This is a genomic window from Huaxiibacter chinensis (genome assembly GCF_022171985.1).
GTDB classification, from domain to species: domain Bacteria; phylum Pseudomonadota; class Gammaproteobacteria; order Enterobacterales; family Enterobacteriaceae; genus Enterobacter; species Enterobacter chinensis_A.
The window spans coordinates 196,014-212,719 of sequence record NZ_JAJVHF010000003.1; the positions used below are offsets into that span (position 1 = coordinate 196,014).

The window sequence follows — 16,706 nt, forward strand, 5'->3', positions numbered from 1 at the left end:
GGCCTATGACCGCTTTAACCGATATTGGCGAACTCTCTATCAGCGATAGCCGCGAAGGCGGGAAAGACTACCTGCTCCGGCCTTCATTCGAGGCTATGACGAGGATAGGCGCTCCGGAAGAGATTGTGCAGATGTACGCCACCATTCATGGGAATGACGTTGCTCAGCTCATTGAAGTGTGTGCTGGCGTGCTGGGGCGTTTTCCTTCCTGGCTATCGCCATCATTCAACCGGACTGCTGAGAAGCTGTTATCGACGAGCATGCTGGTGCTACAGGCGTGCTGCGAAGACGATCTCACGCCCATGATCGGCGAGTGGAAGGCTTGGAGACATTGCGTTGTATACCGACCCGGACAGATGCCGAAGAACGACATCATCGTGCTGGCGCAGCACCTCATGCAGCACGGCGTCGTCGGAAAGGCCAAGGTTCGCCAGTTGCAGCGCCACGAAACGGGCGCGAGAACGAACGAATTCAAAGCCTTCGACTACATCAGCGCGGCACGTAGCCATTTCGGCATGAGCCGCGACGAAGCATCGCAGTTAACGATGACCGAATTTCAGATGCTGCTGGCGGCGAAATACCCTGACCAGAAAGGCTTTACTCGCGAAGAGTACGACAACCTCGCGGACGATTACCTGGCTAAACAGGCCGCACGCAGGGCAAAAGCAAAGCAATAACCGGAGAATGACATGGCAGGTGAGAAAGATGCCGGTAGCATCGTCTATACAGTAAGCGCTGATATAGAACCTTTACTTCAGGCTGGCCGACAAGCCATTGAGTCACTTGACGGGATGGGTGATGGCGCAGGTAAAGCCGCCGATAACTTTTCCGGGCTTGAAAAATCTGCTGATAAATCTGGAAAGTCGATCGCAAGGGCTGCGGATGATGCGAGCAATGCAGCCAAAATTATGGAGCGGCTTGGAAATGAAATAGCCGTTCTTGAAGAGGCAAATAAAAATGGTGCCCGCAGTTCCGCAGCCCTGGCGGCTCAGATTGCAGCGTCAGGTGATGCGTCAGAGGCGCAGAGCAGGGAGATTGGGAACCTTGCGGTAAAGCTCTTTGACGTAAAGCAGGCTGCGATCGATGCAGCCAAGGCGAATAGTGATAGTGCCGCTGCTTTCAGAGCTTCAGAATCGGCGATCACGTCCTTAGAGGGTGAGTTGTCCGTCCTTAATGCTGAGATGATTGAGGGATCTCGCAGCGCCGCCATTCTGTCTGCCCAAATGAAAGCGGGAAATGGGGCAACTGACGAGCAAAAGGCGCGCATTTCTCAGCTTGCCGGCCAGCTCTATGACCTAAAATCTGCACAAAATGCATCAGCTAAAGCATCGTCTGAAGCAGCAAAGCAGGCGGCGCAGCAGGCCAATGACGCTGCAAGATTGCGCTCCATTTCTTCAGGCCTTACCCAGCAGATAGCTGTTCTCAATGAAGAGCAGAAGAATGGAGCGAGAAGTGCAGCAATGCTATCGGCCAGACTCCAGGCTGGTTCATCTGCTACTGCGGCTCAAAGGAAAGAAATTGGCGAGCTTGCCGGGAAATTATACGACCTCAAGCAAGCGCAAAATCAGACAGCAAAATCTTCAGTCGGGTTAAAGACAGGGCTGTCTGCAATAGCTTCCGCGATCGCTGTGTCTCAAATAGTTGATTATGGTAAGCGCTTCCTTGAAGCGGCTGACGCCATGTCTCAAATGCAGGCCAGGATAGAGAGGTTAACCGGCAGCGCAGCAACAGCAACCCAGACGATGCAGGGCTTGATGCGCATAAGCTCGGCAACGGGTGGCTCATTGCAGGACACAGCGAAACTGTGGGAAACCCTCAGTACAGCTCTGCGTGACACTGGAGCGACTAACGGGCAGATAATTCAGCTCACCGAGACACTTCAGAAAATCGGGCGCATCGGCGGATCTTCAACCGAGGAAATGGCTAATGCTCTTCGTCAGTTCGGCCAGTCGATATCCTCGGGTACTATCCGGGCTGAGGAATTCAATTCCATCCTTGAACAAATGCCTGAGCTGGCGCGTCAGATTGCCGCGGGGATGGGCGTAAGTGTTGGAGAGCTTCGCCAGCTTATGCTGGACGGGAAACTGACTGCTGAAGACGCACTGAACGCCATCCAGAAACAAACCGGCTCAGTAAATGCAGAGTTTGAAAAACTTCCTCGTACTCTGGCTCAAGCCAATAACGCACTGACCAACTCATTCCTTTCGATGATTGACTCCGTTAACCAGGCGACTGGCGCAAGCTCAGGAATGGTAACGGTAATTGACTCGCTAACTGCAGCGTTAGATCGACTGGCAGGTAAAGCTATTTCCGCAGATGCCCAGATCTCTGATCTGAACAGTACTGCAGATATGTTTAACCGCCGGGCGCGTACCTGGTCATGGCTTGGGCTTGATGGTTGGGAGGCTCAAAACAAAGCGCTTGCCGGACTAAGCAATAAGGCCGCGATGCTGGTTGGCGACTTGGCTGCTGTTTCCAAGGCATCTCAGAACGCGGCCAACACAAAGCCGATCGAGATCAAAACCACCGGCTCCGCTACTGGAAGTAAAGCGAAAGGCGGAAAGTCTGCCGCGCAGAAAGAAGCAGAGCAATACGCTAAGGCTCAGGAGTCGGTTAATTCCAAACTTGACGAACTGAAGCAGAAATCTGAACTGGCAGCCAATAGCGTTGGCGAACTATCCAGGGCACAGTCAATCCTCAACGCGCAGCAATCACTCGGCAAGGACGCAACTCAGGACCAGTTTGCGCTGGCCGGGCAGTACGCCGCCAAAGCATGGGATAGCGCAAATGCGTTGCGTGAGCAGGCTAAGGCTGAGAAGCAGCGAACTGATGCGGCCAATAAGTTTAGCTCCATTCAGGGTCGAGCAAACAAGACGGCCGGTATTGATAGCCAGTATCAGCAGGATATGGCCGATCTTAATTTGTATGCCCAGCTTTACCCGCAAAAAGTTGCTGAGGCAGAAGCGGCGCGCGCTTCAATCGAGCAGCAATACCGTGAACAGCGTAATGCTGCTATGTGGCAAGAGTGGTCGCAGCAAAATGCCGCCACTCAGGCCGCATCAGCTGCGTTTGAGGCTTTTGGCAACAACGCATCCAATGCTCTGACCGGGATCATTACTGGCAGCATGTCAGCTTCTGAAGCTCTGCAATCCATCGGTAGCACCGTTCTGAACAACGTCATCAATACGTTCGTTCAAATGGGCATTGAGTGGGTTAAATCCGCAGTGATGGGTGCTGCGGCCCAAACGTCTGCGATTGCGACAACCACTGCGGCGCAAACCGCAGGCTTAGCGACAACCACTGCGGCAAGCACAGCGGCGGCCACAACAACGATGGCGGTATGGACGCCAGCGGCGGCCGTAGCCTCAATCGGTTCTTTCGGCGGCGCGGCGGCGATCGGTATTGCGGCCCTGATAGCAGCGATGGCGATGGCTGGCGGGATTGCAGGCAAGCGTAAGAACGGCGGACCGGTATCAGCAGGCTCGATGTACCAGGTGGGTGAGGGCGGCATGCCTGAAATCTATCAGGCCAGTACCGGCAAGCAATACATGATCCCCGGCGACAATGGTAAGGTGATCAGCAACAAAGATATAGGTTCTGGTGGTGGTCAAATTCAGGTATCCATCCAATTCAATGACTATTCTTCGGGTACGCATTCTTTTGATGCGCAAGCTACGCAAAATGGTAACGCCTTAACTGTCCAGGCCTTTATTATGGATATGGATCGGGGAGGGCAGATGAGTCAGTCAATAACCAGAAATCTTCAGGCACCAAGAAAGGCGAGAGAATAATGGAAATAGGTCCGGGTGAGAAAGGAAAGATAGAACTGCCGCTGGGTAAAGAAACGGTATTAATTCATAACAGGCCGGTAACCTATAAGGTTATTACAGCCAGCGGTTCAGTAATTGAAGTTGAACTTCCTGGAGGCATCGAGTTTAAGGTGACCAGCGCTGGCGATATAGAGGCTATTAACGTCAATATTTACGATAAACCCAAAGGCCCAACAGAAGTAGTATGAAACCCGCTCCGGCGGGTTTTTTATTACCTGGAGATATTTAATGCCCATCCCTTATCCAGACTGGCTCCCTCTGGCACAGAAGGCGAAGACCCCGACAACTGACACTGGCTTTCGTACAGATCAGCCCGCAGTAGGCGCTCCCATTTTCCAGAAGCTCACCGATGACCTGAAGACAACTTTCAATCTGACGTGGATATTTACCCGGGATCAGCATCGGGCCTTCATGCAATGGTTGCGGAGTCCGAACTATCTGGACAACTGCAATCAGTGGTTCACGATGCCGCTCGGTACCGGAACAGGTGACACAGGGCTGGAAGTGCAGGAGTTGCACTTCCTGTCATGGCCGACGTGGTCACAGAGCGGTTCAATATTCACCTGGAGTGGTGATGTTATCGCTCGGGAACTGGTTAACTCGGATGATGAGTTTGACGACATTATCGTCGAGCTTCCGCCACCGTGGGGCTCATGGCTCGATATCATCGTCACCGGTTACCCGGACGGACGAGATCCGGAATCACTACCGAGGGTTCCGTAATGCCCACACTTAGAGAATTTCAGAGCCAGAGACCGAACCGGATATTGTACGAGACGATCACTTTCTACAACGAGACGTTCGGATATGTGCGTCTGGTGAACAACCAGATATTCCCGAAAACGCTCGGCGGCCAGGTCTACACGCCGTGCCGCATGGAGCTTACTGAAAGCCAGCAAAGCAATACGCCAATACTGGACAGCTCAGTGAAGTTCAGCCGACTGGCGCAGGACTTTAAACAGAAGCTGAAATTGTGGAAGGCCTTCGCCCGCATCACGCCAATATCGGCGACGTATCAGCGGTTCGACGCAGCAGACACAGCAACGCCGCAGAAAACATGGACGCTCTATGTCAGTGACTGCTCTATGGATGATCAGGACGTGACATGTAGCCTGACGAAGATTAACCCTCTGAATCGTAACGTTGGACGGCTTTACACCGTCGAAGAATATCCGGGGCTCCAGAATGCTTAAAGATGATTTTCTCCAGGTTGTCATCGGTAAGCCATGGAAGAACCGCGCCTGTACCTTTGACGCGATGGATTGCTGGGCAGTGGTGGTGCTTTATTACCGACACGTTTTGGGCATTGAGATTCATCAGACTGCCGATTACGAAGCCGGCCGCGAGTTCATGACGTGTTATGACTCTGATGTTGTGTTCTGGCATCGTGTCGACACGTTTACCGAAGACGGGATCTTTGTCGCCTGGATTGGCAGCAAGCCGGTTCACGTTGGCCTGATTATTGACGGACGGGCGCTCCACAGTCGCGGGGAAAACGGGCACGTCAGGCCTGACGCTATACGGACAATTCAGAAGTTATTCACCAGAGTGGAGTTTTACCAGTATGCCGGTAATCGAAATTCAGCGCGTCCCGGGGATGCCGAAGGACAGGGCGGTAGTTGAAGCAGGGACGGTGTTTTATGACTGGCTAATGCAGGAAAGCTTTCATCGCGATATCCGCATCAACGTAAATGGCAATGAACTGGCGGCAGATGACGAGCTCGCTTTCACACTTCAGGAAAATGACCGCGTCATCATCTTTGATCAGCCTAAAAGCGGCGGCCTGATAGGCACTATCCTGAACCCGCTCGAGCATCTCAACCCAATCAAGTTCACGCAAAAAGTCCTCTCAGGGCTTATGCCTAAGCCCAACGCAAGCGCCGCAAGTGGCAGCAGTAAGACGTCACCTAACAACAGCCTCAAGGGCCAGACAAACATCGCGCGCAACGGTGAAGCAAAGCCTGATAACTTCGGCCAGATCAGAGCTTATCCGGACCTGACGCAAGAGTCGCTTTTTGAGTACGATAGCAACCTGAAATACATCACAGAGCTGATGAGCTTCGGTCTTGGCCGTTATGACATTTCCTCGGTGAGATTCTCTGAAACCAACCTCGGGTCGATGGCCGGCGCGACGTATACCATCTACAACCCCGGCGCTGTTATACCGCAGGTATTCGAAGGCTATCAGTTTGATGACGTCGATGGTCAGGAGGTTCCCGGCCTTAATGAGAGCGGCGACTTCCCGATTGAGACCGCAACTGCAAATACTGTCGTCAGCGGTGTTTATGCTGGCGGTCAGATAGCCATGAAGATAGTCAAGCAGGCTTCGTTTGATTACTTTGCCGACCTTGCATTTCCGCACCCGGTAACCTTTACGATCAACGTGTCATATCCCGTTGCTGGGGGCGGCACGAAGACAGAGGACATAACTCTGTCCGCAAACCTCATCAGCTTTGCAGAGACAAATAACGGTGCAGTAGTTAACCCGGTTTACTATTACACATTCACGTTCGACCGCCTCAACGGACCAAACATCCCGATCGAGAGCGCAACAATCAACACCACCAAATTCATCCTGAATGACAACGCAGCCCTTATCGTGGGTCCGTTCTTCTCCCCACTGCCGTCGAGTCAGTTGTGGCTGCATACGCAATCCGGGCTTGGTGGCGACAGTGAGACGAACTGGAAGGTGACGATCTGGAAAGTCGACGATGACAATGCCCAGATACCCGGTACCGAACAGACTTTCACCTATAAGCAGACAACGCCACACGACCACACGTCGGAGACGTTTTATCGAACGGATAAAATTACGCCGACGGGCGGATATGGGCGATACGCAATATCATTCCAGCGCACCGATAACAGCAGCGACGCCAGCAAACTTCAGGTTGAAGAAATTCATGCGGTTAACGTGCGGAACAACGTCGTCCATCCTGACGATACGCTGGTTATGGTCAAGGTCAGGGCCACGGAGAATGCCACCGGCTCACGTGACCGCAAATATAACGCGCTGATCACCCGGCATGTCATCAGCTACAACATGACTACTCAGCAGGTTGATTACACGATCCGCCCGTCACGAAAGTTTGCCGATATAGCCATTCATAACTGGTTAATGGTCGGTGAGCAGCCGGAATCGAGCATTGATATTTACGGCTTGTATCAGATTCAGGCTGAAATCGACGCGATTGACCCGAGGCTGGGCTATTTCGATTACACCTTTGATGATGAAGATGTTTCGCTCGGTTCGAGAATGGAGAGTATCTGTGACGCTGCAAGCGTGTCGGTATATGACGATAACGGTGTGCTTTCTTTTACCAGGGATAGTCGTAAAACGTCAGCTGCAACGATATTCAACCGGTCCAATACAAAGCCAGACGGATATTCCCTCTCTTTCGATATGACGCTGCCCGGCGGGTATGACGGTGTCGAAGTGCAGTTCCGTAACCCTGATACGAATAAACAGGACTTTGTTCGCTACAGGGTGTCAGGTAATAGCATTGTAGAGGGGGCGCCAGCGAAGGCTAAGAAATTTGAGCTGCTGTATATCAGGAACAGGTTTCAGGCCAACGAAAGGGCATTACGCGAATGTAGGCGCCTCATATATTCGCGCATGACTATGTCTGTCACTGCAATGGCAGACGGCGAGTGGGTAAACATTGGCGATATGGTTCAAGTGCCGGACACTTACGACACCAATCAGCAGGCGGGGTATATCGTTGCCAGGAACGGGAACGACTTTGAAACCAGTGAGCGCATCAACTTCTCAGGTCAAATGTTTGTGCAGATAACAGACTATCTGGGCGCAACAACAGCCAGATATCCCGCATCGCCTCGAGCTGATACTCAGTTCGGCTTCACAGCCGCTGTACCGAATATCGAGCTCAATCTGTATGACGGGCTTGATGTTCAGTCGCCTTCGCGGTACGTGATAGCAACCTCCGAAGAACTGGATTACGGACAGTGGACTATCACAGGCAAGCAGCCAGACGGAAAAGGCAGCACCGCTTTAACCCTCGCTGAGTACAGCGATCTGATTTACCAATGAGACCCATCCCGATCACCACAACCCGGCCACTGCGCCGGGTTTTTTTATGGAATCAATATGGCTACGCAACCAACAAACCTTCCTGTTCCAAGTGAGTCACCTCGCGACCTGAAATTTAACGCGGGGAAAATTGACGAATTCGTCACATCGATGGGCTGGACATACACCGATCGCTTTGGGCAGAAACACTACACCATTGAGGGCATCAACTATCTGTCTCAGCAGGCAATGGCTGCGTACGGTTACGTGATCCTGACCGGCAAGACATTCACAACCGGCGCCACCATCAATAATCCTAACGAAGTTTTGTTGAACACTGCTGACGGCGAATATTACAAATGGACCGGTTCATTTGCCTCTGGTGGGAAGGTTGTGCCTGAAAACTCAACACCAGCTTCTACAGGCGGAATTGGCCCGGGAGTATGGATTGGAGTGGGTGATGCTTCACTGAGAGCCGCATTAGCCGCTCCCGGTGGGGTGAATCTGGTGAACGGGGCCGCAAAGCAAACTGACTTAAATGCCCTTGCTGATCGTGTCGATGATGTAGAAGAATCGATTTTTTACTCTGGTAAAACTGCAGCGACGCATGGGAAAGACATGGTTGCAGGAGTGATTAAAAATATTAAGTTCTTTGGCGATTCAACAATGTATGGCTCCGAGCCACCATCATTAACACAAAGCGTTAATAACCCACCAAAAATGTGCAAGGAAGCATTGGTTGCACTATTTGGAACATCTGCCACACCAATCACCTCAAACTACGCCCTACCAGGAACAACTCTTTATGACATGATTAGAGGGACGGATAACCCGGATGGGAAGACCTATGAGCAAAGACTTACCGAATCGCCATGTGATATCGTTTACTGTAACCATGGCATCAACGATAACCAAACTGGTAAAGACATTCTACAATACAGAAAAGATCTCATTACCTTTGTTAAGCAATCAAGACAGAATAACGCCACGCCAGTGCTCGTAACTCCAAACCCACAGTTAAACGTACTAACAGGAACCCCTACAAACGGGAAGAGATTTAGATACTTTGTAGAAACCATTAGAAGCGTTGCCAAAGACATGGCGGTTGATTTGGTTGACAATTTCTATTACATGTCAAGATCATTCAATGTATACCAGCCATTGGTAGTCATTCCAGATGGCGTTCATCTTAGTGCGGCTGCATATAGGCAATATGGTTACAATCTAGCCATACCTTTGGTCAATGCACATACGCTACGATCTTCAGGCGATACCGCCGGAATTAACAGCAGTAGTTTCTATACAAACTCAACAAATTCTAGAATAGAAGATCATGCGGCACGCTGTGGAGAAACATTCATTTGGGAAAAAGAATCAACACAAACGGGGATAAATCACGCAGTAATTCTTGACCAAGGATTTAAATATCTTGGTGTTAATGAACTGTATTGGCCATCCTCAGGTATACATAACTACTTCATCAATGCTACATCTGTTCTTGCCAACTATGAGCCAAGAAAAACTACAGGGTCTACTTCATTTTTAGACTGGGATGGGATCACAAAAATATCAGGAAATATATTTGCTGGCTTATGTGTGGTTGGTGTCCTGGTATCTTCTGGAGCGTCAGTTGGGACAGGGGCAACGTATTCGGGACTAACCGTACTTGGTCCGAGCTTTACTTCCGTAACGGATATGGGTGGAAACTATCCTCCAAGTGACTATGTACTTAATGGAGATACCATTGCGATCGTTCAGTCATGGGCAACAGGAACAGAAGTTTCGCTTAAAGACCTAAGCTCGACATTGCCAAACAATAAAGTCATTGTTGTCACTCTGTCTGGTAGCACTCTCAGAGCTGCTTACTGGGCAAATGGGGTGGAGTTATCTGGAGTAAATATGAGTACGTCAGTAACCGCTGGAACATATTACACATCTTTCGGTATTACATCGAAGAGTGTGATAGTAACGGTTGGCACATTACAGACAACTCTAAGTCTAACTGTTGATTTGTCAAAACTTAAGCTTGATACAAAAGGCCAATCGTTCACTGTAATTAGATCCTAATATGTTATGGTCATGTAATTCAGCCCATTGAAAGGCCGCATAAGCGGCCGTCATATGTTACAAATATGCGACAATAAAACCGTCAATTTTTTTAATCTTTAGCTTGTCGCCATAGATGGATATTGGCTTTTTAAGCCAGTCCTCATTTGTGGCGACATAAATCTCATTATTTCTTAAATTTCCAGTTTCTTTAATTTCATCTATGTATCTTTTATTATTATTAATCGCTTCTTTGTCAGCTCGAGCAAAGTAACCGAAATTAAGTTTCATCTTTTCAGACGAAGCGAATTCTGCAAAGGGCAGCCAATGATTTAGGCTGAACTCATCGTAATCAGTAGTAATGATGGTATCCTTTCCTTTTGATATTACCTCCCACTCTTTACTCAGCATCTGAGAACTGTATGGCTTTCCTGAATATATATCTCGTACAGCTTTGAAAAAGTTACTTTCATCAGCAACAGATACTAAAAGAATAGGAATCAATACATAGGTAGCTCTTTTTGACCTTTTTGTTAAGTAAATCAAAACAATCATCATCATTATCATTGTTACCGGCCAGAAGAACCTTCCTGAAGACCGGAAAATACCGCCAATTTTTAGGATAAAATCAGTCATCGGAATTTCAATGAGATTAAAACCATAGAAGTTTATACGATATGTTACAGAAACGGCAGCCAAAACTAAGCAGAAGTAAAATACTGGAGACTTTATGATTATCTTTAAATCGACCACTTTGCGCATAGAGGAGTCAACCAGCATAAACAATAATAGCGTAATGATGCCTATACCTAGATAGTTTATGCCCTCAAAGTTAGCCTGTTGACTTCCATGGCTTAAAAGAAGGTGAGAGTATCGTTGGTCTCCTGGATTGAACCAGCCAGCAAGATCCATGTTAAGGAACCCGAAGCCAGGGTATGGGTCAGAGCCTTTTATAACAAAGTATCCGGTTGCTTGCATTGCGAAAAATATCATTAAAGAGTAAGTTGCAAAAAACACACAAGCTCTCTTTAAAGATATCTTCTTTGATAGCAGCTTATTTAAAACGTCAAAAGAAAATATCGCATACACCATTATGAGGAGATATGCGTGAATTGTTGTAGCGAGAACTAAAAGTAAGGCCCAACGCTTGAAGCAAAATGACTTATGAATGTATAAATAAAATCCAAATAAAATTAGCCATTGAGCGCCTAATGCGAAGTGACCGCCGGCGCGGTTTAGAAAAATGGGGGCGATGCAAAAGAAGCATGAGCCAACAGCAGAAAATATCTCGTTCTTGGTTGATTTAATAAGAAGAAGATATGCTGAAAAAGTCATAAGCAAAAAGCAAAGATACATCCAAAGCCCATGATACTGAAATCTTGCGGGAAGAATGTCACTAAAAGGCTTAAATATAAACGCCATAATGGGAATGGAGTCTGTGTAGACTATTGACCCACCCACGCCCATCCCATAGTTGTAATTGAGACCAAGAGGCCACTGCAACAAAGGAGTGTTTCGGAAAAAATTCCATCCAGACCAGCTCTGACCTGGATCTCCTATCATAAGCCATCCTACTCTTTTGAAGTCCAGAACATTCACACCAACATACATCGCAAATATTAATGTTGTGAATATGAACATAAATAATGATGCAAAAATCCGTTTATTTGTCGTGGTCATGACTATTTCTTCCTTAATATGTAGCGAGGTCTTGCTTTGACTTCAACATATATTCTTCCAATATATTCACCAAGGACGCCAACGCCAATAAGCTGGATCCCACCTAAGAACAGGATGGAAACGAGGAGGGACGGATAACCTCTAACTGCATTTCCAAAGGCAAGGGTATCTATAATCATCCATGACCCATATAGGAACGCTGCACCAGCTACCAGCAAACCAATATAAGTCCACATTCTTAGAGGGAATGTGGAGAAGCTGGTGATCCCCTCAAGAGCAAGGTTCCAAAGTTTCCAGCCGTTAAACTTCGAGTCACCCGCGATTCGTTCTGCCCGGGCATAATCCACGACATCAGTATGACCTCCAACCCAGCTCAAAACGCCTTTCATGAACAGGTTGCGTTCAGGCATAAGTTTGATGTTTTCGACGACCTCACGGGACATCAGGCGGAAGTCACCAACATTCTCTTCTATCTGTGGATTGCTTATCTTGTTGTGCAGCTTATAGAACCACTCGGCTGATTTACGCTTTAAACGACTATCAGTAGATCGGTCAGTCCGCTTCGCCAAAACCATATCCGCCCCAGCTTGCCACTTCTCAATAAGATGTGGGATGACCTCAATAGGGTCCTGGAGATCTACATCGATTGGAATAACTGCATCACCTGTCGCGCGATCAAGCCCTGCAAATAACGCTGGCTCCTTCCCAAAGTTGCGTGTGAAAGAGAGTGGAATCACAAGCGGGTCAGCTACGGCAAGTGCGTTAATTATCGACTCGGTTGAATCCTTACTTCCGTCATTGATAAACACGATTTCGATGACGTGCTCTTTTAATGCTTCGAATTCGCGGACGGTTTTATAAAAAATTGGAATTGCGTCTTCTTCATTGAAGACCGGTACGACCAGAGAGATTTTCATTTCTTATCCCTGAAGACGATATATTTTGAATAAAAGAAACCGCAGACTAGGCTGATCGCGGAGAAAAGAATAAGGGTAAAGACTGGAGGCATTGACACACGGTCAGCCTCCCAGCCAACGGCAGCGCTCAGAGTACCCATGAACCCAACATACAGCATGTAGCGCATCGTCGTGGTTGAAGAGTTAAAGGTGAAGCGGGCATTTGCAAAGAAGCTAAATGATACAGCAACAACGAACCCAGAAAAGTTCGCCAGCGCCTGGTTTGTTTGGAAAATATAGACGCAGACAGCAAACACCACCCAGTGAATGAGTGTGTTGATAATGCCGATTGATGTGTACTTGGCGAATAGCTTTAACATGGTAGAAATCAGCTTTCTGAGAAAGGCGTGAAGTTTAGCACTCGATTGGCATCTGATCGACCCTAACACTTAGGCAGGATGTATCTATGGTCAATGCAAGCGATTAGATCTGAAGAAAAGAAACTATTTCAACATTATCGTTTAATGTTTTTACAATAGTTCTTATCTCAGTTAATAAGTGCACATTATTTATTCGTTTCGCTTTATTTTGTATGCAGAATATTCCATCTGCGCCCAAATGGCGATCATTACCACCTCCATAAGCCTTGTTGACATTTCTTTGTCAGGCCATTGAAAGATAAAGCCTATCAGTGATATCAAAGCGGCTACTCGCACAAGCCATGTCACAACCATGAGATAACTCCTAGAAAAATAATAAGTAATAATAACAGTATGATTCTTACAAGCAACGCGCAAAAGCTGGTAATTGAAGTTGATCAACATTGCCCTATGAATATACTGTATGTATGTACAGTTATATTGGGGGCATCATGCCACGCACATCAGATATCAATGCAGCCTTTGCTGCGGCAATACAGCAAAACCCGAAGGGCTACCGCTACCTTGACACAGACAGCTTCGTTATGAAGCTGCGTGATCTTAACTGGCACTTTAGCCGTGCAGACGCAAATGCCTGGATTGAGCGATACCAGCCGGACTTCGCCGACAAGACAGACGGTCAGGGCGAGAACCGTTACTGGATTCTTCGCAACATGGGGAGGGTTCACTGATGGGGTTTCCTTCTCCGGCCATGGACTATATCGAGCGCTCCTTGTCACCTGAGGTTATCTGCAACATCGGGGATGAAAGCCGGGTGCTTGAAACTGATTTGGGATTTGCTGTTATTGAGCCTGCCAGCAAGAAACTCCCCGGCGATGTATTTCTCATATTGAGTGACGGGCACACGCAGTTTGCAAAATTGATGGGTGGGGCGCTCATCACCGATGATGGTGAAGCGATAGAAGGGGATGTACTCGCAGATGTCGAGGTTCTCGGGAAAGTGACATTCTTCATCAACAGGGCGTTGGATGATGGCTGTCCGTTTTGAGCATTCCTCATAGAAAAAAATAGCGCGCGCTGTTTAAGTCATACAAACGGATCGATGGCGATTATGCAGATGTGAAGTTTTGGCGTAAAGCGAGGCATTGCGAAACTGGAAGGAGCTACGCAAAGTTTGAAAGGCGTATCGAAGCGAGGCGTTCACGAAGATTACTCGTCGCTCACTCGAAAACATTGGTAAGGGTCTGATCTTGAATGGATGCAATGATAAGTATTGCAACCCATATTTAATGGGTTTTTTGGTGTTAAACTATTGAATATAAACAAAAAGCGCTGGATGAAACGGAAACAGGAATCGTATTCGGTCTCTTTTTATCTGCATGAAAGTAAACTTTTTGGTTTATCGCTTTCTGCATCAGCCAGCGCGTCCTGTGCTGCGCTTTTAACCATACCACAACCCCGCAGGCGGAAGTCCAGCGCTTTTTGGCGATTTTGTTAAATTTTAGTGTGCAGGCTTTATTCGCTATCAGGACGATTAAAAGCGCGATCCCACTGACCCGGCGATCTCGTCCAGCAGCGCAAAGCGGCGGCGGTATTCGGCGCGTTTTTTGCTGGCAATCTCTTCAAGGGATTTTCGCTCCATGCACAGCGGGAGCGCCCAACGGAAGGCAGAGGTCTTTTCGCCGTCGAGGGAGGCCCAAAATTCATCATAGCTGGCATGGAAGTGTCGACCTTTACTCAGCCGGTAGCGCAGGGCGCGGAAGATGTGGCCCTCATCGCTGACTCCGTAAAGAGAGTGAATGCCGCTTTTCGCCGCAAGCTGGAACACCACTTCCATCAGCACGCGTTTTGGAAAAAGACCGTGGCAGGCGCGGGTCGCTTTTTTAATCGCGTCACGGGTGACGTTTCGGCGTGGCCCTTGCAGACCGCCTATGACCAGAGCAGGATGTCCGTCTTCATTGACCACGCTAAAGGTCAGGCTTGCCAGCAGGGTGTCCTCTTCGTCACGCAGCCATAACGTACATTCACCTTCACGTTCGGCTTTGCTGGCCGAGGAGACGGAAACGGAATAACGGGCGTCTTCTTTTGCCGTAAACTGAAAAACAGGCTGGGCCGTCGGCTGCGTCAGCGCATGACGGAGTTCGGTATCGGGTAACGTATCGAGCCACTCATAGTGATGAATGATCGCATCGGCGCGCTGACCGGGCGTTAAGCCGCGGCTAAGATACTGGCGATGCGTCTTGCTGGGTAACGTCACCTGTGCGGACAAGAGCTTGCCGAAATCGGCCCGACGGGACAGCGCACTGAGCATGCGTCTGGTGGAAGACCAGAAAATCAGTGAACGAAGAAAGAATTTTAAGCGGTATTCACGCTTATTCCAGATTGGGCCTGGAACGAGCTGCCCATTCGTCAGCGCGGAAATAATATTGACGGGCTGTGCGTCAGGCACATCGATTTGCAGGGTGGTGTTCGTCACGATGGAGACCTCTTTATACGTTATGGCGCTATTTTAGGTCCCTCATTCCATGAATTTAAGTGCGGCTACATCTTTATTTCGGCTTCGTTTAATGATGATTGAAGTTTGCGCCACAGCCTGGCTGATCGTTTAAATAAACCGGCCAGCTATACTGATAACGGGAGGGCTTATGTATCAGAAACTCGACGGCAGGAACTGGCGGCATATCTGGATAGTAGGTGATATTTATGGCTGTTATCAATGGCTTATGGATGAACTGGCGCGCCGGAATTTTATTCCCGCACAGGATCTCCTTATTTCCGTGGGCGACCTGATCGATCGCGGGCCGGATAGCATTAAATGTTTAGAATTAATGCGCGAAAATTGGTTTTACGCCGTGCGGGGTAATCATGAGCAAATGGCTCTGGATGCGATAAGCAAAAATGATTTTTCACTGTGGACGCTTAACGGTGGAATATGGTTTTCATCGCTTTCTCATCCGCAGAAATTACTCGCCATGGAATTACTAAAAGAAACCTCTGCTTTACCGCATATTATTGAAATAACGTGTGACAACGGCAGGAACGTGGTGGCGCACGCGGATTATCCCTCCGACCATTACGCGTGGGATAAATCGGTGAATAAGCAGCAGGTTTTATGGGAGAGGCATCGTCTCACCACGTTTATGTGCGGCAAAGGCGAGGGGATTTCAGGTGCCGATCACTTCTGGTTTGGCCATACCCCGGTGGATAAGCGCTATGATTTTGGCAATCTGCATTATATCGATACCGGCGCAGTGTTTGGCGGCGTACTCACCCTGGCACAACTGCAGTAGTTAAAAATCGCTGTACTCCTGCGCAGGCGTCCAGAATCCATCGACAAAATCCTCAATGGGATAGCAGCCTCCATGTCGGATACGCTGTTCATTCATTGAAACAACACACTGTTGCTCCGTGTTGTAGACGTCAATCACGATGTCGTCACAACCCCCATCCAGATAGCAAATAAAAAGTACCAGGGCGAACATCGCATCCTCAGTTCTGACTTCCATAGGGTTAGTGTAGGAGAGGATTAACGGCGGGGGAAACGATCTGCTATAAATAACCCGCCTTCGGGCGGGTTCTTTTTGAATCACGCAAGGCGCATGACCCAGGCATCGGAAGATTGATCGTAGTGCTCACGGTAAAGAACGGAATGTTCGCCATCAAGAATGGCCGGAATGCTGGTATCGGCATCCCAGGCATCCAGCTGCATGCATAAATCCGGATCGGACTTACAGGGAATGGTTAACGTTCGCTCACCCTGAGATTCGCCTTGTAATTCGGCGTCATCAATTTCAAAAGCACCAATTCGCACGCTGGTTTTCGTCATAGTACGCTCCAAAAATCA

General features: G+C 48.7%; 17 protein-coding genes. 11 read left to right on the plus strand and 6 right to left on the minus strand.

Going from position 1 to position 16,706, the window contains the following annotated elements; translation table 11 throughout:
• Positions 1–5: 5 nt before the first annotated feature.
• The 8 genes from LZP96_RS09825 (at position 6) to LZP96_RS09860 (ending at position 9,927) form a co-directional block, all read left to right on the plus strand.
• Complete coding sequence (locus tag LZP96_RS09825; RefSeq protein ID WP_258925902.1) at positions 6–677, plus strand: DUF6246 family protein; 672 nt, start codon at positions 6–8, stop codon at positions 675–677.
• Between the two features lie 840 nt (positions 678–1,517).
• Entirely contained in the window at positions 1,518–3,791 is a 2,274-nt protein-coding gene (locus tag LZP96_RS09830; RefSeq protein WP_258926032.1) for a tape measure protein, read from the plus strand.
• Positions 3,791–4,018 (plus strand): hypothetical protein, encoded by a 228-nt coding sequence (locus LZP96_RS09835; protein WP_258925904.1) that lies wholly within the window; start codon positions 3,791–3,793, stop codon positions 4,016–4,018. The genes LZP96_RS09830 and LZP96_RS09835 overlap by 1 nt, the downstream gene beginning before the upstream one ends.
• A 40-nt stretch (positions 4,019–4,058) precedes the next feature.
• The gene (locus tag LZP96_RS09840) at positions 4,059–4,553 is read left to right on the plus strand and encodes a hypothetical protein (RefSeq protein WP_258925906.1); all 495 of its coding nucleotides are present in this window, start codon (positions 4,059–4,061) and stop codon (positions 4,551–4,553) included.
• The gene (locus LZP96_RS09845; protein WP_258925907.1) at positions 4,553–5,023 is read left to right on the plus strand and encodes a hypothetical protein; all 471 of its coding nucleotides are present in this window, start codon (positions 4,553–4,555) and stop codon (positions 5,021–5,023) included. The genes LZP96_RS09840 and LZP96_RS09845 overlap by 1 nt, the downstream gene beginning before the upstream one ends.
• The gene (locus LZP96_RS09850; RefSeq protein WP_258925908.1) at positions 5,016–5,453 is read left to right on the plus strand and encodes a peptidoglycan endopeptidase; all 438 of its coding nucleotides are present in this window, start codon (positions 5,016–5,018) and stop codon (positions 5,451–5,453) included. The genes LZP96_RS09845 and LZP96_RS09850 overlap by 8 nt, the downstream gene beginning before the upstream one ends.
• Complete coding sequence (locus LZP96_RS09855) at positions 5,395–7,881, plus strand: host specificity factor TipJ family phage tail protein (protein WP_258925909.1); 2,487 nt, start codon at positions 5,395–5,397, stop codon at positions 7,879–7,881. The genes LZP96_RS09850 and LZP96_RS09855 overlap by 59 nt, the downstream gene beginning before the upstream one ends.
• Before the next feature lie 57 nt (positions 7,882–7,938).
• A complete protein-coding gene (locus LZP96_RS09860) occupies positions 7,939–9,927 on the plus strand; it encodes an SGNH/GDSL hydrolase family protein (RefSeq protein WP_258925910.1) in 1,989 nt (662 codons plus the stop codon).
• 57 nt (positions 9,928–9,984) lie between these two features.
• Here LZP96_RS09860 and LZP96_RS09865 read toward each other — a convergent pair whose 3' ends face one another.
• From LZP96_RS09865 to LZP96_RS09875, 3 genes are read right to left on the minus strand one after another with little or no spacing between them, the layout of a single operon-like run.
• Positions 9,985–11,586 (minus strand): DUF6311 domain-containing protein, encoded by a 1,602-nt coding sequence (locus LZP96_RS09865; RefSeq protein WP_258925911.1) that lies wholly within the window; start codon positions 11,584–11,586, stop codon positions 9,985–9,987.
• Positions 11,587–11,588: 2 nt separating this feature from the next.
• Positions 11,589–12,503: a glycosyltransferase family 2 protein gene (locus tag LZP96_RS09870; RefSeq protein WP_258925912.1), complete on the minus strand. Its 915-nt coding sequence runs from the start codon at positions 12,501–12,503 to the stop codon at positions 11,589–11,591.
• Positions 12,500–12,862, minus strand: a complete 363-nt coding sequence (locus tag LZP96_RS09875) for a GtrA family protein (protein ID WP_258925913.1) — start codon at positions 12,860–12,862, stop codon at positions 12,500–12,502. Before LZP96_RS09875 ends, LZP96_RS09870 begins: the two co-directional genes overlap by 4 nt.
• Before the next feature lie 491 nt (positions 12,863–13,353).
• Here LZP96_RS09875 and LZP96_RS09880 point away from each other — a divergent pair, with 491 nt between their 5' ends.
• Entirely contained in the window at positions 13,354–13,593 is a 240-nt protein-coding gene (locus LZP96_RS09880) for a hypothetical protein (RefSeq protein WP_258925914.1), read from the plus strand.
• Entirely contained in the window at positions 13,593–13,910 is a 318-nt protein-coding gene (locus LZP96_RS09885) for a hypothetical protein (RefSeq protein WP_258925915.1), read from the plus strand. Before LZP96_RS09880 ends, LZP96_RS09885 begins: the two co-directional genes overlap by 1 nt.
• Positions 13,911–14,396: 486 nt before the next feature.
• Here the strand turns inward: LZP96_RS09885 and LZP96_RS09890 are convergent, their stop codons facing one another.
• Positions 14,397–15,338, minus strand: a complete 942-nt coding sequence (locus LZP96_RS09890) for a VirK/YbjX family protein (protein ID WP_258925916.1) — start codon at positions 15,336–15,338, stop codon at positions 14,397–14,399.
• Between the two features lie 169 nt (positions 15,339–15,507).
• Between LZP96_RS09890 and pphA the strand changes: the two genes are divergently transcribed.
• Positions 15,508–16,152, plus strand: coding sequence for a protein-serine/threonine phosphatase (pphA, locus tag LZP96_RS09895; protein WP_258925917.1), 645 nt, complete (start codon positions 15,508–15,510; stop codon positions 16,150–16,152).
• Here the strand turns inward: pphA and LZP96_RS09900 are convergent, their stop codons facing one another.
• Entirely contained in the window at positions 16,153–16,344 is a 192-nt protein-coding gene (locus LZP96_RS09900) for a YdfD/YebW family protein (protein WP_258925918.1), read from the minus strand. It lies immediately after the preceding gene.
• A gap of 104 nt (positions 16,345–16,448) precedes the next feature.
• A complete protein-coding gene (locus LZP96_RS09905; RefSeq protein WP_064326438.1) occupies positions 16,449–16,688 on the minus strand; it encodes a YebV family protein in 240 nt (79 codons plus the stop codon).
• Between the last annotated feature and the right edge of the window lie 18 nt (positions 16,689–16,706).